19 protein-coding genes and 1 other RNA gene are annotated in these 20,676 nt (G+C 55.3%); 4 read left to right on the top strand and 16 right to left on the bottom strand.

Going from position 1 to position 20,676, the window contains the following annotated elements; genetic code table 11:
* Window positions 1-52 precede the first annotated feature (52 nt).
* The 7 genes from gcvP to ACH1XZ_RS14205 all read right to left on the bottom strand — a co-directional run bounded on the left by gcvP (window position 53) and on the right by ACH1XZ_RS14205 (window position 9,313).
* Window positions 53-2,926 (bottom strand): aminomethyl-transferring glycine dehydrogenase, encoded by a 2,874-nt coding sequence (gene gcvP / locus ACH1XZ_RS14235; RefSeq protein ID WP_395596073.1) that lies wholly within the window; start codon window positions 2,924-2,926, stop codon window positions 53-55.
* Window positions 2,927-3,047: 121 nt separating this feature from the next.
* Window positions 3,048-3,437, bottom strand: a complete 390-nt coding sequence (gene gcvH / locus ACH1XZ_RS14230) for a glycine cleavage system protein GcvH (protein ID WP_395596072.1) — start codon at window positions 3,435-3,437, stop codon at window positions 3,048-3,050.
* Between the two features lie 26 nt (window positions 3,438-3,463).
* Complete coding sequence (gcvT, locus tag ACH1XZ_RS14225; RefSeq protein WP_395596281.1) at window positions 3,464-4,558, bottom strand: glycine cleavage system aminomethyltransferase GcvT; 1,095 nt, start codon at window positions 4,556-4,558, stop codon at window positions 3,464-3,466.
* A gap of 392 nt (window positions 4,559-4,950) precedes the next feature.
* On the bottom strand, window positions 4,951-6,153 hold the full coding sequence (gene ubiI, locus ACH1XZ_RS14220) for an FAD-dependent 2-octaprenylphenol hydroxylase (protein WP_395596071.1): 1,203 nt from the start codon (window positions 6,151-6,153) through the stop codon (window positions 4,951-4,953).
* Between the two features lie 20 nt (window positions 6,154-6,173).
* Window positions 6,174-7,352, bottom strand: coding sequence for a 2-octaprenyl-6-methoxyphenyl hydroxylase (gene ubiH / locus ACH1XZ_RS14215; RefSeq protein WP_395596070.1), 1,179 nt, complete (start codon window positions 7,350-7,352; stop codon window positions 6,174-6,176).
* Window positions 7,349-8,665 carry a Xaa-Pro aminopeptidase gene (gene pepP / locus ACH1XZ_RS14210; protein ID WP_395596069.1) on the bottom strand — a complete coding sequence of 439 codons (1,317 nt, stop codon included), beginning with the start codon at window positions 8,663-8,665 and terminating at the stop codon, window positions 7,349-7,351. The genes ubiH and pepP overlap by 4 nt, the downstream gene beginning before the upstream one ends.
* 69 nt (window positions 8,666-8,734) lie before the next feature.
* Complete coding sequence (locus tag ACH1XZ_RS14205) at window positions 8,735-9,313, bottom strand: YecA/YgfB family protein (protein ID WP_395596068.1); 579 nt, start codon at window positions 9,311-9,313, stop codon at window positions 8,735-8,737.
* 158 nt (window positions 9,314-9,471) lie between these two features.
* Here ACH1XZ_RS14205 and zapA point away from each other — a divergent pair, with 158 nt between their 5' ends.
* The 3 genes from zapA (at window position 9,472) to ACH1XZ_RS14190 (ending at window position 10,642) form a co-directional block, all read left to right on the top strand.
* Window positions 9,472-9,801, top strand: a complete 330-nt coding sequence (zapA, locus tag ACH1XZ_RS14200; protein WP_035896247.1) for a cell division protein ZapA — start codon at window positions 9,472-9,474, stop codon at window positions 9,799-9,801.
* A gap of 41 nt (window positions 9,802-9,842) precedes the next feature.
* Window positions 9,843-10,026: non-coding RNA, 6S RNA (gene ssrS, locus ACH1XZ_RS14195), on the top strand.
* A gap of 19 nt (window positions 10,027-10,045) precedes the next feature.
* A complete protein-coding gene (locus ACH1XZ_RS14190; protein WP_395596067.1) occupies window positions 10,046-10,642 on the top strand; it encodes a 5-formyltetrahydrofolate cyclo-ligase in 597 nt (198 codons plus the stop codon).
* Window positions 10,643-10,706: 64 nt separating this feature from the next.
* Here ACH1XZ_RS14190 and serA read toward each other — a convergent pair whose 3' ends face one another.
* Window positions 10,707-11,939: a phosphoglycerate dehydrogenase gene (serA, locus tag ACH1XZ_RS14185; protein ID WP_035896249.1), complete on the bottom strand. Its 1,233-nt coding sequence runs from the start codon at window positions 11,937-11,939 to the stop codon at window positions 10,707-10,709.
* A 263-nt stretch (window positions 11,940-12,202) separates the two neighbouring features.
* On the bottom strand, window positions 12,203-12,862 hold the full coding sequence (gene rpiA, locus ACH1XZ_RS14180) for a ribose-5-phosphate isomerase RpiA (RefSeq protein WP_123650684.1): 660 nt from the start codon (window positions 12,860-12,862) through the stop codon (window positions 12,203-12,205).
* A 213-nt stretch (window positions 12,863-13,075) separates the two neighbouring features.
* On the opposite strand from rpiA, the gene argP reads away from it, so the two are divergent.
* Entirely contained in the window at window positions 13,076-13,969 is an 894-nt protein-coding gene (gene argP, locus ACH1XZ_RS14175; RefSeq protein WP_035896251.1) for a DNA-binding transcriptional regulator ArgP, read from the top strand.
* Window positions 13,970-14,029: 60 nt separating this feature from the next.
* Here the strand turns inward: argP and ACH1XZ_RS14170 are convergent, their stop codons facing one another.
* The 7 genes from ACH1XZ_RS14170 to ACH1XZ_RS14140 all read right to left on the bottom strand — a co-directional run.
* Complete coding sequence (locus ACH1XZ_RS14170; protein WP_395596066.1) at window positions 14,030-14,788, bottom strand: oxidative stress defense protein; 759 nt, start codon at window positions 14,786-14,788, stop codon at window positions 14,030-14,032.
* 85 nt (window positions 14,789-14,873) lie between these two features.
* Complete coding sequence (argO, locus tag ACH1XZ_RS14165; protein WP_395596065.1) at window positions 14,874-15,509, bottom strand: arginine exporter ArgO; 636 nt, start codon at window positions 15,507-15,509, stop codon at window positions 14,874-14,876.
* Window positions 15,510-15,780: 271 nt separating this feature from the next.
* Window positions 15,781-16,638: a small-conductance mechanosensitive channel MscS gene (locus tag ACH1XZ_RS14160; protein WP_395596064.1), complete on the bottom strand. Its 858-nt coding sequence runs from the start codon at window positions 16,636-16,638 to the stop codon at window positions 15,781-15,783.
* A gap of 189 nt (window positions 16,639-16,827) precedes the next feature.
* Window positions 16,828-17,907: a class II fructose-bisphosphate aldolase gene (gene fbaA / locus ACH1XZ_RS14155; RefSeq protein ID WP_395596063.1), complete on the bottom strand. Its 1,080-nt coding sequence runs from the start codon at window positions 17,905-17,907 to the stop codon at window positions 16,828-16,830.
* Between the two features lie 92 nt (window positions 17,908-17,999).
* Window positions 18,000-19,163: a phosphoglycerate kinase gene (gene pgk / locus ACH1XZ_RS14150; RefSeq protein ID WP_395596062.1), complete on the bottom strand. Its 1,164-nt coding sequence runs from the start codon at window positions 19,161-19,163 to the stop codon at window positions 18,000-18,002.
* Between the two features lie 39 nt (window positions 19,164-19,202).
* Window positions 19,203-20,231 (bottom strand): erythrose-4-phosphate dehydrogenase, encoded by a 1,029-nt coding sequence (epd, locus tag ACH1XZ_RS14145; protein ID WP_395596061.1) that lies wholly within the window; start codon window positions 20,229-20,231, stop codon window positions 19,203-19,205.
* Window positions 20,232-20,526: 295 nt separating this feature from the next.
* Window positions 20,527-20,676: transketolase-like TK C-terminal-containing protein (locus ACH1XZ_RS14140; RefSeq protein WP_394372742.1), on the bottom strand; the 150-nt coding region annotated here is incomplete at its 5' end.

Genomic DNA, 20,676 nt, shown 5'->3' with positions numbered 1-20,676 from the left:
CCCAAAAAATAAAGGCGCCGAAGCGCCTTTAAAAGATAGCCTAATCAGATGATTACTGATATTCGCTCATCGGTACGCAGGAGCAGAACAGGTTGCGGTCGCCGTAAACGTCGTCGAGGCGTTTCACCGTCGGCCAGTACTTGTTCGCCATGCCTGCCGGGAAGACGGCAATTTCGCGGGTATAACCGTGGTTCCATTCCGCCACCAGCTCGTTCTGAGTGTGCGGGGAGTTAACCAGCGGGTTATCTTCGAGCGTCCATTCGCCCGCTTTCACGCGGTCGATTTCGCTGCGGATTGCCAGCATCGCGTCAATAAAGCGGTCCAGTTCGGCTTTACCTTCGGATTCTGTTGGCTCAACCATCAGCGTACCTGCTACCGGGAAGGACATGGTTGGCGCGTGGAAACCGTAGTCAATCAGGCGCTTAGCAATATCCAGCTCGCTGATGCCGGTCTCTTCTTTCAGCGGACGAATATCCAGAATACATTCGTGCGCCACGTGACCGTCACGGCCGGTGTAGAGCACCGGATAGGCATCTTTCAGGCGAGTCGCAATGTAGTTAGCGTTGAGGATCGCCACCTGGCTTGCCTGCTTCAGGCCTTCTGCACCCATCATGCGGATGTACATCCAGCTGATTGGCAGAATAGAAGCGCTGCCGAACGGTGCTGCGGAAACCGCGCCCTGACGGGTCAGCATGCCTTCAATGTGCACCACGCTATGGCCCGGAACAAACGGTGCCAGGTGTGATTTCACGCCGATAGGCCCCATGCCTGGGCCGCCGCCGCCGTGTGGAATGCAGAAGGTTTTATGCAGGTTGAGGTGCGACACATCCGCGCCGATAAAGCCTGGGGAAGTAATGCCGACCTGAGCGTTCATGTTCGCGCCGTCGAGGTAAACCTGGCCGCCAAACTGGTGGACGATTTCGCACACTTCACGGATGGTCTCTTCGTACACGCCGTGGGTGGATGGGTAAGTCACCATGATGCAGGACAGGTTATCCGCATGCTGCTCCGCTTTCGCGCGCAGATCCGCCAGATCGATGTTACCGTTCTTATCGCAGGCCACCACAACCACTTGCATCCCCGCCATCTGTGCGGAAGCCGGGTTGGTACCGTGCGCAGAGCTTGGGATCAGACAGATATCACGATGACCGTCGTTGCGGCTTTCGTGGTAGTGACGAATCGCCAGCAGGCCCGCGTATTCACCCTGTGCGCCAGAGTTCGGCTGCATACAGAGCGCGTCATAGCCGGTCAGTTTCACCAGCCATTCGGAGAGCTGACCGATCATCTGATGGTAGCCTTCCGCCTGGTCAACCGGGCAGAACGGGTGCAGTTCAGCAAATTCCGGCCAGGTGATAGGGATCATCTCTGCCGCGGCATTGAGCTTCATGGTGCAGGAGCCCAGCGGGATCATCGCCTGATTCAGCGCCAGATCTTTACGCTCCAGCGAGTGCATGTAGCGCATCATCTCGGTTTCGCTGTGGTAGCGGTTAAACACCGGATGGCTCAGGATCGCGTCGTCGCGCAGCATTGCCTGTGGGATAGCGCGGCTGTCGAGCGCCACGTCTTTATCCAGCGCGTCGATGTCCAGACCGTGGTTATCACCCAGAATCACGCTAAACAGCGCCAGCACGTCTTCACGGGTGGTGGTTTCGTTCAGGGTCACGCCGACGGCGTTGAGGATATCGCTGCGCAGGTTGATTTCCGCAGCCTGAGCGCGCGCCAGTACGGCGGCTTTATCCGCCACTTCCACGCACAGGGTGTCGAAGTAGTGCGCATGGCGCAGCTTCTGCCCTTTCTGCTGCAAACCGGCTGCCAGAATATCGGTCAGACGGTGAATGCGGTTCGCGATACGCTTCAGGCCAACCGGGCCATGGAAGACCGCGTACAGGCTGGCGATGTTAGCCAGCAGTACCTGCGAGGTACAAATGTTGGAGTTCGCTTTCTCGCGGCGAATGTGCTGCTCGCGGGTCTGCATCGCCATGCGCAGCGCGGTATTACCAGCGGCATCTTTCGATACGCCGATAATACGGCCAGGCATGGCGCGTTTGAATTCATCTTTAGCAGCAAAGAATGCCGCGTGCGGGCCGCCGTAGCCCATCGGTACGCCGAAACGCTGCGCAGAGCCGAAGACAATGTCCGCGCCCTGTTTGCCCGGTGCGGTTAACAACACCAGCGCCATGAAATCACCGGCAACGCTAACCACCACTTTGCGGGATTTCAGCTCAGCAATCAGCGTGCTGTAGTCGTGAACTTCACCGGTGGTCCCAACCTGCTGGAGCAGCACGCCGAAGACGTCCTGATGCTCCAGCGCTTTGTCAGCGTCGTCGACAATCACGTCAAAGCCGAAGGTTTCCGCACGGGTACGGACCACGTCCAGAGTCTGCGGATGCACGTCGGCTGCCACGAAGAAGCGGTTGGCGTTCTTCAGTTTGCTCACGCGCTTCGCCATCGCCATTGCTTCAGCCGCCGCGGTGGCTTCGTCCAGCAGAGAAGCGGAAGCCATATCGAGGCCGGTCAGATCCAGCGTGACCTGCTGGAAGTTGAGCAGCGCTTCCAGGCGACCCTGAGAGACTTCTGGCTGATACGGAGTGTACGCGGTGTACCAGCCCGGGTTTTCCAGCATGTTGCGCTGGATAACCGGCGGTAACTGTACCGGGGTGTAGCCCATGCCAATGTATGACTTAAAGCGCTTGTTGCGACCGGCAATGGCCTTCAGCTCCGCCAGTGCGGCGAATTCTGTGGTGGCCTCACCTACCTGCGGCGGCGTAGCAAGCTGGATATCTTTCGGCACGATCTGCGCAATCAGTGCGTTTAATGAATCCGCGCCAACTGTTTTGAGCATCTCTTGCTGCTGCTGGGCATCCGGCCCGATGTGACGTTCAATAAACGCGCCACGGTTTTCAAGCTGGCTTAAAGTCTGTGTCATGAGCGATGGTTCCTGAAACGTGCGGTGAATCGTGATTGTCTAACTGACCTGCCCGGTGGCGCTTCGCTTACCGGGCCTACGGGATGTAGGCCGGATAAACGCCGTGCCATCCGGCACAACCTTACTCGTCTTCTAATAATGCTTCGTATGCGGTCGCATCCAGCAGCGCGGCAACTTCCGCTTCGTCGCTGGCTTTGATCTTGAAGATCCAGCCACCCGCGTACGGTTCGCTGTTCACCAGCTCCGGCGAGTCACCCAGCTCTTCGTTTACGGCAACGATCTCACCGCTGATTGGTGCATAGATATCGGATGCCGCTTTAACGGATTCCGCCACGGCGCAGTCGTCGCCCGCGCTAACGGTCGCGCCGACTTCCGGCAGGTCAACGAAGACCATATCGCCCAGTAATTCCTGTGCGTGTTCGGTGATGCCAACGGCGTAACTGCCGTCAGCTTCTTTGCGCAGCCATTCGTGTTCTTTACTGTATTTCAGTTCTGCTGGTACGTTGCTCATCAAAAAATCTCCAGAATAAAAAAGGCTTACGCGACGGCCTTGCCGTTACGCACAAAAATAGGTTTCGTGACTTTGACCGGCATTTCGCGGTTGCGGATCTGCACGATCGCCGTCTCGCCAATCCCAGCCGGGACGCGAGCCAGCGCAATACTATGGCCTAAGGTTGGCGAGAAAGTCCCGCTGGTGATCACACCTTCGCAGGCGTTGCCATGTGCATCGGTAAAGCGCACCGGCAGTTCACCGCGCAGCACGCCTTTTTCGGTCATCACCAGACCGACCAATTGTTCGGTGCCTTTTTCACGTTCCAGTTCCAGCACGTCGCGACCAATAAAGTTGCGGTCTGCCGGTTCCCAGGCGATGGTCCAGCCCATGTTGGCCGCCAGCGGAGAAACGCTTTCGTCCATTTCCTGACCGTACAGGTTCATCCCGGCTTCCAGACGCAGCGTATCGCGCGCGCCCAGGCCGCAAGGCTTCACGCCCGCCTGCACCAGCTTCTGCCAGAAATCAGCGGCCTGCGCTTTTGGCAGGGCGATTTCATAACCCGCTTCACCGGTATAGCCAGTGGTCGCAATAAAGAAGTCACCCGCCTGCACGCCAAAGAACGGCTTCATGCCTTCCACGGCGTGACGCTGCTCATCGGTGAAGAGCGTGCCCGCTTTCGCCTGCGCGTTCGGCCCCTGTACGGCAATCAGCGACAGGTCATCACGGACGGTGATATCGATGGCATAAGGTTCAGCGTGTTGGGTAATCCAGGAGAGGTCTTTTTCGCGGGTGGCGGAGTTTACGACGAGGCGGAAATAATCTTCGGTGAGGTAGTAGACGATGAGGTCATCAATCACGCCGCCCGATGCATTCAGCATACCGCTGTAGAGCGCCTTGCCGGGCTTGGTGAGCTTGGCAACGTCATTTGCCAGCAGGTAGCGTAGAAACTCTCTGGTCCGCGGCCCGTGCAGGTCAACGATGGTCATGTGCGACACATCAAACATTCCGGCATCGGTACGCACCGCGTGGTGCTCATCAATCTGTGAGCCATAGTGCAGCGGCATCATCCAGCCGTGAAAATCCACCATACGCGCGCCACATAACACGTGCTGGTCATACAAAGGCGTTTGTTGAGCCATCATGTCCTCGTTGAATATATCGCACCACAAAACCAAACGCCGACGCCCATTCGGGCACCGACGCAAACGTTCTCTTTTCCCTGAACTTACCACCGAACATCGTGGTAAACCATCCTGAAAAAGGGGACATCACATTAGCTTATGACCAAAAGTCGCGAAAAATAATACAGAGGAATCAACTGCAAAAAAGCGAAATACGCCACATTTAATTAACAACAACGGTTAATGATTCAGCATAAGATAATATTTTATGCGTAAAACAGGGCGAATTTTCCGTAACATGAAAACGCATGGATTAATAAAACTAATGCGAAAAATGGCGTGAAATTAGAATTTTTCAAATGAGGAAGGAGACTCCCGGTAGAACCACCGGGAGTAAAAGTGTGAGCGACTTAACGAAGCCACTCAGGGAGGTCGTTCAGCCCCATCGCCTGACGAATCAGCTGCGGCTTCACGCCGGGTAGCGTATCGGCCAGCGCAAGACCGAGATCGCGCAGCAGTTTTTTCGCCGGGTTTTCGCCGGCAAACAGCTCGCGGAAACCCTGCATGCCCGCCAGCATCAGCGCGGCGCTGTGCTTACGGCTACGCTCGTAGCGACGCAGATAGAAATGCTGACCGATATCTTTGCCCTGCGTATGCAGACGACGCAGCTCTTCAATCAGCTCGGCGGCGTCCATAAAGCCCAGGTTTACGCCCTGCCCAGCCAAAGGGTGGATGGTGTGCGCCGCATCGCCAACCAGCGCCAGGCGGTGAGCGGCAAACTGACGCGCATAGCGACCGGTCAACGGGTATACCTGACGTTCGCTCTCTACCTTGCACAGCCCCAGGCGGTTATCAAAGGCGATATTCAGCTTCTGGTTAAATTCAGCGTCATCGGCCTGCTGCATCCGTTCTGCTTCCTGCGGCGACAGCGACCAGACTATCGAACAAAGATGTGGGTCGGAGAGCGGCAGGAAGGCCAGAATGCCGTCGCCGTGGAAGCTCTGACGCGCAACGGCGTCGTGCGGCTCTTCGGTGCGAACGGTTGCCACCAGCGCGTGGTGACGATAGTCCCAGAAGGTCAGCGGAATATCCGCTTTACTGCGCAGCCAGGAGTTCGCGCCGTCTGCGCCGACCACCAGACGCGCAGTCAGCATATTGCCGTCTTTCAGCGTCAGGAACGCTTCGTTCTCGCCCCAGACCACCTGTTGAAGTTCTGCAGGAGCCATCAGCGTGATGTCACTACTGCGCTCGGCTTTCTGCCACAGCGCGTGGTGAATCACCGCGTTTTCAACGATATGGCCGAGATGACTGTAGCCCATGCTGCGGTCATCAAACGCAATGCGGCCAAAGCTGTCTTTATCCCACACTTCCATGCCGTGATAGCAGCTGGCGCGCTGGGCCACGATGGCCGACCAGACGTCCAGTTTGGTGAGCAGCTTTTCGCTGCCCGCATTGATGGCGGAGACGCGCAGCGCAGGCGGCGCATCGGCGGCAAGCGCCTGCGGAAGCGACTGTTCCAGCACGGCAACCCGCAGGCCGCTGCCCTGTAAACCGCAGGCCACCGCCAGCCCAACCATTCCACCGCCTACGATGGCAACATCAACACTTTGCACATTAACTCCTTAACTGCTGATTAGCGGGCGACCCAGCCCAGCGTCCGCTGCGCCAGCACATCGCGTGCAGGGGTAAATAATTCCATTGTCATCAGGCCCACGTTGCGCCCGGCCACCAGTGGCGCCCAGCGGTTGGCGAACAGATGCACCAGCCCGTCGGTGACGCCAATCGTGGCCGCTTTGTCTTGTGCACGCTGACGCTGATAATGACACAGCAGCGAGTAGTCGCCGATATCCTGATTGGCCTCGTACGCGCTCGCCAGATGTTCCGCCAGCGTCATCACGTCACGCATGCCGAGGTTAAAACCTTGTCCGGCAATGGGATGTAACGTCTGCGCCGCGTTGCCCACTAGCGCCAGGCGGTGCGATACCGTTCGGGTTGCGGTGGTCAGCGACAGTGGGTAAACGCTGCGCGCGCCAGCGTGGGTAATTCGGCCTAAACGCCAGCCGAACGCGTTCTGTAGCGCCTGGCAAAACTCAGCGTCTGACCAATTGAGTACATCGTCATGGCGCGCCAGCGGATGGCACCACACCAGCGAGCAGCGATTCTGCGACATCGGCAGCATGGCGATAGGGCCATGCTCGGTAAAGCGTTCAAACGCCCGTCCCTGATGCGGCACGGCGGTGGAGACGTTAGCAATCACCGCCACCTGATTATACGGCTCCTGCTGCCAGGCAATACCGCACTGCTCGCCGAGCGTGGAGCGCGAGCCATCGGCAGCAACCAGCAGTTTGCCGTGCAGCGTTTCGCCGTTATCCAACGTCACGCTCACACCATCAGCCTGGCGCTCAACCTGAGCCACACGTGATGGGCAATGCAGCGTGACACCGCGCGCATGGCGCAGTAGGCCGAACAGCCGCTGGCCCACGTCGTGCAGCTCAACCACGTTGCCAAGCGCAGACAGGCGATAATCTTGTGCATCAAGGGTGACAAAACCCGCGTGACCGCGGTCGCTGACGTGAACGGTGGTAATCGGCGTGGCACAGTCGGCAATCGCCTGCCAGAGGTTGACCTTCGCCAACTGCTGGCAGGTACCAGCCGCCAGCGCAATTGCACGACCATCAAAGCCCGGGTGTTCGGCGGCGTGAATATCCGCCGCTTCAATCAGGTGCACTGGCAGGCGACCCGCCGTTAACTGCGAGATAGCCAATGCCAATGTGGCGCCGGTCATGCCGCCGCCGACAATAATCACGCTCATCGCTGACGCGCCGCTGCCATCAATGCTTCAATGGCATCCGCATCCTTCACCACGCTCGCGGTGAGGTTCTCGTTACCGTCTTCGGTAATGAGAATATCGTCTTCAATGCGAATACCGATACCGCGATATTCCGCCGGTACGTCCGCGTCTGGCGCGATGTACAGGCCCGGTTCAACGGTCAGTACCATACCCGGTTCAAGTACGCGGGAGCGGTCTGCGCCGTAGACGCCAACGTCATGTACATCCAGCCCCAACCAGTGGCTCAGGCCATGCATAAAGTATGGACGATGGGCATTATCAGCAATTAACTGATCAATTTCCCCTTTGAGGATCCCCAGACCATGCAGGCCAGTCACCATAATGCGCACCACTTCGCCGGTCACTTCCTGAATGGAGGTACCAGGGCGATACAGCTCAAGGGATTTGTACAGCGAGGCGAGCACGATATCGTAGATAGCGCGCTGTGCCGGGGTAAATTTGCCGTTCACCGGGAAAGTACGGGTGATATCGCCCGCGTAGCCTTTGTACTCACAGCCCGCGTCAATTAGCACCAGCTCGCCATCGCGCAGCTCGGACTCATTTTCGGTGTAATGCAGAATACAGCCGTTTTCGCCGCCGCCCACGATGGTGTTATAGGACGGGTAGCGCGCGCCGTGGCGAGAGAATTCGTGGAGGATTTCCCCTTCCAACTGGTATTCAAACATCCCCGGCTGGCATTTTTCCATCGCGCGAGTATGGGCCAGCGCGGAAATTTCACCCGCACGACGCAGGATTTCAATCTCTTCGCTGTCTTTGAACAGGCGCATTTCATGCACCATCGGCCGCCAGTCGATCATCGCATCCGGCGCGGTCAGGTTCTGACGCGAACCTTTACGCAGTTTATCCAGCGCGGTGAAGACGATGTCATCAGCAAAGGCATATTCGCCCTGCGCGTGGTAAATCACGTCCAGACCGTTCAGCAACTGGAACAGCTGCTGATTGATTTCGCTGAACGCCAACGCACGGTCAACGCCCAGTTTTTCCGGCGCGGCATCCTGGCCCAGACGGCGGCCAAACCAGATTTCTGCCGTCAGGTCGCGAACGCGGTTGAACAGCACGCTGTGATTGTGAGTGTCATCGCTTTTAATCAGCACCAGCAAGGCTTCAGGCTCGTTAAAGCCGGTGAAGTACCAGAAATCGCTGTTCTGGCGATAGGGATACTCAGAATCCGCGCTGCGCGTCACCTCTGGTGCGGCAAAAATCAGTGCCGCACTGCCTGGCTTCATTTGCGCCAGTAATGCCTGGCGGCGGCGGAGAAACGCTTGCTGTGTCATGACATCTCCTTTCAATCCCTTAGCGCTCCGTTCGCCAGCCTTGCGCAGCAAGCGGAGCGGGCGTTGTGATTAGTGTAATGTTGGCTTTTGCACTTCAGGCGCGGTCGGCTGCGGGTGGGTGAAAGTATCGTGGCACAGCAGCGCCGCTACGCGAACGTATTCGATAATTTCTTCCAGCGACATTTCCAGCTCTTCCTGATCTTCATCTTCTTCATAGCCAAGTTGCGCAATATTTCGAAGATCGTCAATGGCTTCGCCGGTTTCATCTTTCACTTTATCCAGCTTTGGCTGAACCATACCCAGTCCAAGTAGGAAATGGTTTACCCAGCCGGAGAGTGCATCGGCGCGATCGAACACGCTGACGTCGTCGCCTTCAGGCAGATAAAGCTGAAAAAGGAAGCCGTCGTCTTCCAGCGCATCGCTGGTTGCTGCATGCATGGAACGCAGCGACTCGGCAAGCTCGTGACCAAAGGCCAGACCTTCGTTGGTCAGGTCGTGAACCAGCGGCTGCCAGGAGCTGTCCTTGTTTCCGCCGCAGAGCAAACCACTCAGCAGACCGTGCATTTCTGCAGGCGTCAGGCCTACCCCTTGTTGGTTCAACAGTTGGTTCATCACGGTGTAAACCGGCATTTCGTTCTGTATAGACATGCGCATTCGTCATTGTTGGGTGGAATTCATGGTATGCTACCACTTTGGACCCTGGAGATACCAGAAAAGGGCTTGTATCTTCATACCAGGGTAGCTATAGTGTCGCCCCTTCACATCCTGAGAGTGAAGGACGCGCAGTCAATCAGCAGGAAGGTGGCATGTCTGCACAACCCGTCGATATCCAAATTTTTGGCCGTTCACTGCGAGTGAATTGCCCGCCTGAACAAAGAGATGCTTTGAATCAGGCAGCGGACGATCTGAATCAGCGGTTGCAAGATCTGAAAGAACGCACTAGAGTCACAAATACTGAGCAGCTGGTTTTCATCGCCGCGTTGAACATCAGCTATGAGTTAACTCAGGAAAGGGCAAAGACGCGCGACTATGCTTCCAGCATGGAACAGCGTATTCGGATGCTACAACAGACCATTGAACAGGCATTGCTTGACCAGGGTCGCATATCCGATAAAACAGCCCCAAAGTTTGAATAACACTTTGCAGTTTACTATGGTAGAGTGACTGTGAAGACAAAATTTCTCTGAGATGTTCGCAAGCGGGCCAGTCCCCTGAGCCGATATTTCATACCACAAGAATGTGGCGCTCCATGGTTGGTGAGCATGCTCGGTCCGTCCGAGAAGCCTTAAAACTGTGACGACGCATTCACCTTGAACCAAGGGTTCAAGGGTTACAGCCTGCGGCGGCATCTCGGAGATTCCCCTTCTACCTACCGGTCTTATGACGCATCCATCTGAGCAACCAAACTCCCGACAGCACATTCGCCAGCTAATCCGGCAACGTCGTCGTGCGCTGACGCCCCAACAGCAAACGCTCTACGGTGCACAAGCCGCAGACCGCATGATGGCCTGGCCCCCCGTGATGATGGCAAAAACCGTCGCGCTGTTTTTATCCTTTGACGGCGAACTCGATACCCAACCCTTGATTGAACAGCTCTGGCGAGCCGGTAAGCGCGTTTACCTGCCGGTACTGCATCCGTTTAGTCCGGGCAATCTGCTGTTTCTGCATTATCACCCGCGCAGCGAACTGATAATGAACCGCCTCAAAATCCGCGAACCGAAGCTTGATGTCCGTGACGTTCTGCCGCTGGCGAAACTCGACGTGCTGATAACCCCGCTGGTTGCGTTTGATGAACAGGGTCAACGGCTGGGCATGGGCGGTGGCTTTTACGACCGCACGTTGCAGAACTGGCAGCAGTACGGCATTCAGCCCGTCGGCTACGCGCACGATTGTCAGCGCGTTGACGTCCTGCCGATTGAAGAGTGGGATATCCCCCTACCCGCCGTGATCACGCCATCGAAAGTGTGGCAGTGGTAAGCGCGTAGCAAAACGAAGAACGGGCAGACCAATGGCCCGCCCGTTTGGCTAGAAAAGATAAAGATTAGTACAGCAGACGCGCGCGGACGGTACCCGGAATCGCCTTCATGCTCAGCAGCGCTTTCTCCGCGACATCCTCTTCCGCTTCAATATCGATAACCACATAGCCCATCTGTGGCGTCGTTTGCAGGTACTGCGCGGCAATGTTCACGCCCTGCTCGGCAAAGATTTGGTTGAGCGCAGTCAGTACGCCAGGACGGTTTTCGTGGATGTGCAACAGACGACGGCCGCCGTGCAGCGGCAGAGACACTTCCGGGAAGTTAACCGCAGAGAGCGTAGAACCGTTGTCGGAGTACTTAATCAGTTTGCCCGCCACTTCCAGGCCGATGTTCTCCTGCGCTTCCTGAGTAGAACCACCGATGTGCGGGGTCAGGATAACGTTGTCGAACTCGCACAGCGGCGAGGTGAACGGCTCGCTGTTGGTCGCAGGCTCGGTTGGGAACACGTCAATAGCCGCCCCCGCCAGATGTTTACGTGCCAGCGCATCGCACAGCGCAGGAATTTCAACGACCGTACCGCGTGAGGCGTTAATCAACAGCGCGCCCGGCTTCATCAGCGCCAGCTCTTCCGCACCCATCATATTTTTGGTAGAGGCGTTCTCCGGCACGTGCAGGCTGACCACGTCGCTCATGTTCAGCAGGTCAGAAAGATGCTGTACCTGCGTGGCGTTACCGAGCGGCAGCTTGCTTTCGATATCGTAGAAGAAGACATGCATACCCAGCGATTCCGCCAGAATGCCAAGCTGAGTACCAATGTGGCCATAACCAATGATGCCCAACTTTTTGCCGCGCGCTTCATAAGAGCCCGCAGCCAGTTTGTTCCATACGCCGCGGTGTGCTTTGGCGTTCGCTTCCGGAATGCCGCGTAGCAGCAATAGCAGCTCGCCGATCACCAGCTCCGCGACGGAACGGGTGTTAGAGAACGGGGCGTTAAATACCGGCACGCCGCGTTTAGCCGCCGCCACCAGATCAACCTGGTTAGTCCCGATACAGAAACAGCCCACCGCCACCAGCTTCTCCGCGGCAGCAAAAACGTCTTCCGTCAGGTGAGTACGGGATCGCAGGCCGATGAAATGCGCATCACGGATCGACTCTTTCAGCTGTTCAGTGTCCAGCGCACCCTTGTGAAACTCGATATTGGTGTAACCTGCTGCACGCAGACTATCCACCGCCTTCTGGTGCACGCCTTCAACCAGCAGAAATTTAATTTTCTCTTTTTCCAGTGATACCTTAGCCATTTCCCCGTCCTGTCTTTGTTTTACTGATGTTGTGATGAACGAAAGTTCATCTAAGCAACATATCAAAAAAAATTATTGCGGCAATATGAACGTTTGCGTCGGGGATATGAGGAAGCGTCATGCAGCGAGAAATGCCAGCATAAAATGCTGAGTGAGAAGATAAAGATGGGATGTTAATAAGGCGTGAGGTTGAAATGTGACACAAGTCACCAAATTTAGCCCACATAAAAAAAATGGGGGAAATTTCAATTTCCCCCGTCAGATCATTTCACGATGGTTTTCACGCCGTCGGCAGTACCGATCAGCGCCACATCCGCGCCACGATTAGCGAAAAGCCCTACGGTCACCACGCCCGGAATGCCGTTAATGGCGTTTTCCAGCGCGATGGCGTCGAGAATTTCCAGGCCATGAACGTCGAGGATAACGTTGCCGTTATCGGTCACTACGCCCTGACGGTATTCCGGACGACCACCCAGTTTCACCAGCTCACGCGCGACAGCGCTACGGGCCATTGGGATAACTTCAACCGGCAGCGGGAAGTTGCCTAGAATATCAACCTGCTTGGACGAATCGGCGATACAGATAAATTTATCCGCGACGGAGGCGATGATTTTTTCGCGGGTCAGCGCAGCGCCGCCGCCCTTGATCATCTGCATGTGGCCGTTAATTTCATCCGCGCCGTCCACGTAGATGCCTAAACGGTCGACTTCATTCAGGTCGAAAACGGTGATGCCGAGGCTTTTCAGCTTCTCGGTAGAGGCATCAGAGCTTGAGACCGCCCCTTCGATTTGTCCTTTCATCGTGCCCAGCGCGTCAATAAAGTGCGCTGCGGTAGAACCCGTGCCTACACCCACAATCGTACCCGGCTGTACGTATTGAAGTGCCGCCCAGCCTACTGCTTTTTTCAGTTCATCCTGCGTCATGATCGTTTCGCCTGTGGTGTCATCAACTGCCGCGCATTATAGAACATAACGCTGGAATAATTCGAGCCGCCGGGAAACCTCAGGCTGAGTGCGATGAAGCAGGCACTCAACTCGTGAGCGCCATCACAGTAAACTGCAAACCATTTTCGTCTGTATCTCCGGTAAATTTATGTCATAGTGCAGATAACACCTACAGGGGAGTACCTCAGAGCAATGAAACGTCCGGACTACAGAACACTACAGGCGCTGGATGCCGTTATCAGAGAACGTGGATTTGAACGCGCCGCGCAGAAACTGTGTATTACTCAGTCCGCCGTTTCCCAGCGAATTAAACAGCTGGAAAACATGTTCGGCCAGCCGCTGCTGGTGCGTACCGTGCCGCCGCGCCCAACGGAACAGGGACAGAAGCTGCTGGCGCTGCTGCGTCAGGTTGAACTGCTGGAAGAGGAGTGGCTGGGCGATGAGCAAACCGGTTCTACGCCGCTGCTGCTGTCGCTGGCGGTCAACGCCGACAGTCTGGCAACTTGGCTGCTGCCGGCGCTAGCCGACGTGCTGGCCAACTCGCCTATCCGTTTGAATTTGCAGGTCGAAGATGAAACTCGCACCCAGGAGCGACTGCGTCGTGGCGAAGTGGTTGGGGCAGTGAGTATTCAGCCTCAGGCGCTGCCGAGCTGCCTGGTCGATCAGCTTGGTGCGCTCGACTATCTGTTTGTCGGCTCAAAAGCGTTTGCTGAGCGCTATTTCCCTAACGGAGTCACTCGCTCTGCGCTGTTAAAAGCGCCAGCGGTGGCCTTCGATCACCTGGACGATATGCACCAGGCTTTTTTGCAGCAGAACTTCGATCTACCGCCGGGCAGCGTGCCGTGCCATATCGTTAACTCATCGGAGGCGTTTGTGCAGTTGGCTCGTCAGGGGACGACCTGCTGTATGATCCCGCATCTGCAAATTGAGAAAGAGTTAGCGAGCGGTGAGCTGATTGACTTGACGCCGGGCCTGTTCCAGCGCCGGATGCTGTACTGGCACCGGTTTGCGCCAGAGAGCCGGATGATGCGCAAGGTGACGGATGCGTTGTTGGCTTATGGGCACAAGGTGTTGCGTCAGGATTAACCCGTGCTAACACAGAGAGTGAGCAAGGGGCGGCTAATCGCCGCCGCCCCCTTTAACCGCTTATTTCGCCGCGGGTGCCGGAGTTGCCTCTGAAGCAGCAGGAGCTGCTGCCTGCTCAGGCTGAAGCTGGAACACCACATCCACCTGATCGTCAAACTGAATAGTCGCCTGCTCGTAAGTTTCCTGCGCCGAAACCGGTGCCGCATCCGCCTTCATCATCCGCACCATCGGGCTCGGCTGATAGTTAGAAACATGATAGCGCACGCTATATACCGGCCCCAGCTTGCTATGGAAGCCCGCCGCTAACGACTGCGCCTGATGAATCGCATCTTCAATCGCCGCTTTACGCGCCTTGTCTTTGTAGGCATCCGGCTGCGCCACGCCCAGCGACACGGAACGGATTTCGTTCAATCCGGCTTTCAGCGCGCCATCCAGCAGCGAGTTCAGTTTATCCAATTGGCGCAACGTCACCTCCACGGTGCGCACCGCGCGATAGCCTTTCAGCACGCTTTTCCCGTTCTGATAGTCGTAATCCGGCTGAGTACGCAGGTTCGCGGAGCTGATATCTTTTTTTGCTACGCCGTTCTGCTCAAGGAAGGAGAGATATTGCGCAACACGCTGGTCGGCCTGTTTTTTCGCGCTTGCGGCATCCTTGGCGGCAATGTTGACTTCAATGGCAAGCGTCGCGATATCCGGAACCGCATCCACGCTCGCCGTACCCGATGTCACGATATGCGGGCTATCCGGCAATTCATTTGCCTGCACCGCCATTGCGCTAAACCCAACTACTGCAGCCAGAGCCATCACTTTAAACTTCACTGTTGTATCTCCTTGGTTATCACCCGACAACGGGGTCTTGCCTGCAAGCTTAGCCGTTGCCAGGGGAAAGTCCATCAGATGAGACCTAGTTCAGCAACGCGTGCAGGTGTTCAACGCCCTCTTTTGCCAGCTGAAATGCAATAAACCACATCACTACGCCAACAACGAGGTTAATAATACGCTGCGCTTTAGCCGTTCGTAAACGAGGAGCGAGCCAGGCTGCCAGCAACGCCAGCGCGAAGAACCACAGGAAGGAAGCGCTGACGGTACCCAGCGCAAACCAGCGTTTTGGCTCATCCGCCAACTGGCCGCCGAGACTGCCCAGCACCACAAAGGTATCCAGATAAACGTGTGGGTTAAGCCAGGTCACCGCCAGCATGGTCGCAATAATTTTCCAGCGCCCCTGCTTCATCACTTCCGCATTCGCCAGTTCTATGTTGCTACCCATAGCAGTTTTCAACGCACCAAAGCCATACCACAGCAGGAACGCCACACCGCCCCAGGTGACCAGCGCCAGCAGCCACGGCGAGGCATTCAACAAAGCGCTGCCGCCAAAGATGCCCGCACAAATCAGCAGCAGATCGCTAATCGCGCAGAGTAAGGCGATCATCAGGTGATATTGACGACGGATCCCCTGGTTCATCACGAAGGCATTTTGCGGCCCCAGCGGTAGGATCATCGCCGCACCAAGCATAAGCCCTTGAAAGTAGTAAGATATCACGTTAGTTTTCTTCAGGTAGTTCAGGAATGGCGCTGACTATAACGCGATAAAATCATTAGCGGAAATTGATATTTTTAATCAGTAATAAGTTTAGCTAATTATAAATTAACAATACGCGCATCGGTGCAGGCCGGATAAGGCGTTTACGTCGCCATCCGGCATCCCTGGGCTCAGTCAGAACCTGATGGCGCTACGCTTATCAGGCCCACCGTGCTTGGTCGCCCATAAAAAAACCGGGCATCAGCCCGGCCTTATTACTACTTAGAAGCGGTTACTGCTGGGCAGAAGCGCCCGGCTGCATATGCACGTCTAGCTGCGGGTAAGGAAAGCTGATGCCGTTAGCATCGAACTCGCGCTTAATTTGCTCCAGCACGTCCCAGTAGACGTTTTGCAGGTCGCCGCTGAGACTCCAGGCACGCACGACAAAATTCACTGAAGACGGCGCCAGTTCATTTAAACGCACAGTCATATCGCGGTCTTTGAGGATACGGTTATCCGCTTCAAGAATGCGGGTCAGGATCTGCTTAACCTTATCAATATCTGCATCGTAAGAGACGCCAATAATGAATTCATTACGACGCGCAGGTTCGCGGGAGAAGTTGATAATATTACCCGCAATAATTTTACCGTTTGGAATAACGATAATTTTGCCATCAACGGTACGCATGGTAGTCGAGAAAATCTGCACGTTCAGCACGGTACCGGCGACGCCGCCGAGATCAACGTATTCGCCCGCACGGAACGGACGGAACATCACCAGCAGTACGCCCGCTGCCAGGTTGGAGAGAGAGCCCTGTAACGCCAGACCCACGGCTAAACCGGCGGCACCGAGTACGGCAATCACCGAGGCGGTCTGCACGCCAACGCGGCCCAGTGCGGCAATCAGCGTAAAGGCAATAATCGCGTAACGCACCAGCGCGGAGAGAAAGTCCGCTACGGTGGCATCAATTTTACGCGCCAGCATCAGGCGGTTGACGGTACCCGATACAATTCTCGCCACAATCATCCCGACGATGAGGATGGCAATCGCCGCCACGATATTGACGGCGTAGCTCAGCAGGAGTTCCTGGTTGCGCACCAGCCAGGAGCCAGCGTCGTTTATGCTATCGACAACGTTTAAATCTTCCATTCAATATTCCTTATGGATGCCCGGATGGGAAACTAAAAACGGCCTGCAAAAGCACAGGCAGATATAAAGGGTAAGCAAAAAATCAGCTTTTTGCCAAATAGATCACAGTTTTATACCGGTCCATCATATTGAAAAGGCAATAAAAAAGCCCGCTATACAGCGGGCTTTTGGTCAAAATCAGGTTTTTTCTTACAGAACGTCTTTCGCGTTCAGTTCAGCGAAAGCCTGTTCCAGACGTGCGATCATGGACGCCTGAGCTGCACGCAGCCATACGCGTGGATCGTAGTATTTCTTGTTCGGCTGGTCTTCGCCTTTCGGGTTGCCCAGCTGGCCCTGCAGGTAAGCTTCGTTGGTTTTGTAGTACTGCAGGATACCGTCCCAGGTTGCCCATTGGGTGTCGGTATCGATGTTCATTTTCACTACGCCGTAGCTTACGGAATCTTTGATTTCCTGAGCAGAAGAACCGGAACCGCCGTGGAAGACGAAGTTCAGGCTGTTGTGCGGCAGGTTGTGTTTCTTAGAAACGTATTCCTGAGAATCACGCAGGATGGTTGGGGTCAGAACCACGTTACCTGGTTTGTACACGCCGTGTACGTTACCGAAGGAAGCTGCGATGGTGAAACGTGGGCTGATTTTGCTCAGTTCGGTGTACGCGTAATCAACGTCTTCTGGCTGAGTGTACAGTGCAGAAGCGTCCATGTGGCTGTTGTCCACGCCGTCTTCTTCACCGCCGGTGCAACCCAGTTCGATTTCCAGAGTCATGCCCATTTTGGACATACGCGCCAGATATTTGGAGCAGATTTCGATGTTTTCGTGCAGAGACTCTTCGGACAGGTCGATCATGTGGGAAGAGAACAGTGGTTTACCGGTAGCAGCGAAGTGTTTTTCACCCGCGTCCAGCAGACCGTCGATCCACGGCAGCAGTTTCTTAGCGCAGTGGTCAGTGTGCAGGATGACTGGAACACCGTAGTGTTCAGCCATCTGGTGTACGTGATGCGCACCAGAGATAGCACCCAGGATTGCAGCGCCCTGAGGAACGTCAGTTTTCACGCCTTTACCTGCGATGAACGCAGCGCCACCGTTGGAGAACTGAACGATAACCGGTGCTTTAACTTTTGCAGCGGTTTCCAGAACGGCGTTGATGGAGTCAGTACCAACGCAGTTAACTGCTGGCAGAGCGAAATTGTTTTCTTTTGCTACCTGGAAAACTTTCTGTACGTCATCACCGGTGATAACACCTGGTTTTACGAAATCAAAAATTTTAGACATGTTACGTAGTCCTGTATCTTCGGCCGTTAGAAAAGGTGCGAGCTCTATAAAGCGCGCTGAAAATTGGGCAGGTTTCCCTGCCCTTGAATGGCTTACTTCTTAGCGCGCTCTTCGAGCATTGCTACTGCTGGCAGTACTTTGCCTTCCACGAATTCGAGGAATGCGCCGCCACCAGTGGAGATGTAGGAAATTTTGTCGGAAATACCGAACAGGTCGATAGCTGCCAGAGTGTCGCCGCCGCCTGCGATGGAGAACGCGTCGCTGTCTGCGATAGCGTTAGCAACAATTTCAGTACCTTTGCGGAAGTTCGGGAATTCGAACACGCCAACTGGGCCGTTCCACAGGATGGTTTTTGCGTTTTTCAGGATGCCTGCCAGTTTCTCAGCAGAAACGTCGCCCAGGTCCAGAATCTGCTCTTCATCTTTGATGTCGTTTACAGATTTCAGGGTAGCAGTCGCCGTTTCAGAGAACTCGGTTGCTACGCGCACGTCAGTTGGGACTGGGATATCGCAGGTGGTCAGCAGACGTTTAGCTTCATCAACCAGGTCAGCTTCATACAGTGATTTACCGACGTTGTGGCCTTGAGCGGCAACGAAGGTGTTCGCGATACCACCACCAACGATCAGCTGGTCAGCGATTTTAGACAGGGAGTCCAGAACGGTCAGTTTGGTAGAAACTTTAGAACCACCAACGATAGCCACCATTGGGCGAGCTGGTTCTTTCAGTGCTTTACCCAGCGCGTCCAGTTCTGCTGCCAGCAGTGGGCCTGCGCACGCAACGTCAGCAAATTTGCCGATACCGTGGGTGGAAGCCTGTGCACGGTGTGCAGTACCGAATGCGTCCATCACGAATACGTCGCACAGCGCAGCGTATTTTTTGGACAGCGCTTCGTCGTCTTTCTTCTCGCCTTTGTTGAAGCGAACGTTTTCCAGAACAACCAGCTCACCGGCAGCAACTTCAACGCCGTCCAGGTAATCTTTAACCAGACGAACCGGAGCAGACAGTTTGTCTTTCAGGTAATTAACAACCGGCAGCAGAGAGAATTCTTCGTTGTACTCGCCTTCGGTCGGACGACCCAGGTGAGAAGTCACCATCACTTTCGCACCCTGTTTCAGCGCCAGCTCGATAGTTGGCAGTGAAGCACGGATACGCGCGTCGCTGGTTACTTTCCCTTCTTTAACTGGTACGTTCAGGTCCGCACGGATGAAAACGCGTTTACCAGCCAGATCCAGATCGGTCATCTTAATTACAGACATGGTGAATCCTCTCGTTGATACTTAAAGTTTTGTCGACGCTCAAGCGTCGAGCCTGAAACCAATAGCGGCCATTGCTAACGTGGTGTCGAGCATTCGGTTAGCAAAGCCCCATTCGTTATCACACCAGACCAGCGTTTTGATCAGATGTGCTCCACTCACCCGCGTCTGCGTGCCATCGACAATGGCGCTGTGCGGATCGTGGTTAAAATCAGTTGAGACCAACGGTAATTCCGTATAGTCAACTATACCATGAAATGCACCCTGTGCTGATTTTTGCAGCAACTGGTTGACTTCATTTGCTTTTACTGGCTTTTTCACCGTCACGCTCAGGTCAATTGCCGTCACGTTAATGGTCGGTACTCGCACCGCAATCGCCTCGAAACGGTCGCCAAACTGCGGAAAAATACGGGCAATGCCCGCCGCAAGTTTAGTATCTACCGGAATAATCGACTGGCTTGCGGCGCGCGTACGGCGTAAATCAGGATGGTAGGCGTCAATCACCTGCTGGTCATGCATCGCGGAGTGGATGGTCGTGACCGTGCCCGATTCAATGCCATAGGCATCATCCAACAATTTGATGACGGGGATTATGCAATTCGTGGTACAGGAGGCGTTGGACACGATACGGTGTTCGGCGCACAGTTCATGTTCGTTAACGCCAAACACAACGGTAGCGTCGAGATCGTTGCTGCCAGGATGTGAAAAGAGCACCTTCTTCGCGCCAGCGGCAATATGGGCTTCGCCGTCATGACGACTGCCGTATACGCCGGTACAGTCTAGCACGACATCAACCGATAGCTCTTTCCAGGGCAGCGCCTCAATAGAGCGCTCATGCAGAAGACGGATGGCGTCATCGCCGACGAAAAGCTGTTCACGCTCCTGGCGAACATCCCAGGCAAAGCGCCCGTGGCTGGTGTCATATTTCAACAAGTGCGCGATGCCCGCAGCATCTGCCAGTTCGTTGATTGCCACCACGGTGATTTCCGCACGGCGTCCGGATTCATACAAAGCACGAACCACGTTACGTCCAATGCGACCGAAGCCATTAATCGCTACGCGTACGGTCATAGGTCTCCTGCAAGGTTGTCCCGATGCAAAGTGGCAACAGAGTAATGCAGCCAAACGCTTTGGGAAACCTCACCCGCCACAAACAGTGACTGATTGGTTAAATGTCGAACGATTTATCGACTGAAACGCTTCAGCTAGAATAAGCGAAACCAGGAATAAAAGGAATGATTGTCCAGACAGAGACGCCTAATATCTGACATGCATCACATTTTGATTGGAATAATGTGCAAAGAAATTCCAGTGGATAATAAAAAGGGCCGCCGAGGCGACCCTTTCATTTCAGAGAAAACGCAGATTACAGCAGGGATTTCGCTTTCGCGAGCACGTTTTCTACGGTGAAGCCAAACTCTTTGAACAGCAGATCCGCTGGCGCAGACTCACCGAAGGTGGTCATGCCAACGATAGCACCGTTCAGGCCCACGTATTTGAACCAGTAGTCGGCGAT

Source organism: Kluyvera chengduensis, from assembly GCF_044197065.1.
GTDB classification, from domain to species: domain Bacteria; phylum Pseudomonadota; class Gammaproteobacteria; order Enterobacterales; family Enterobacteriaceae; genus Kluyvera; species Kluyvera ascorbata_C.
The sequence above is the reverse complement of the archived record's forward strand: the minus strand, read 5'-3'. Positions and strand labels throughout refer to the sequence as shown.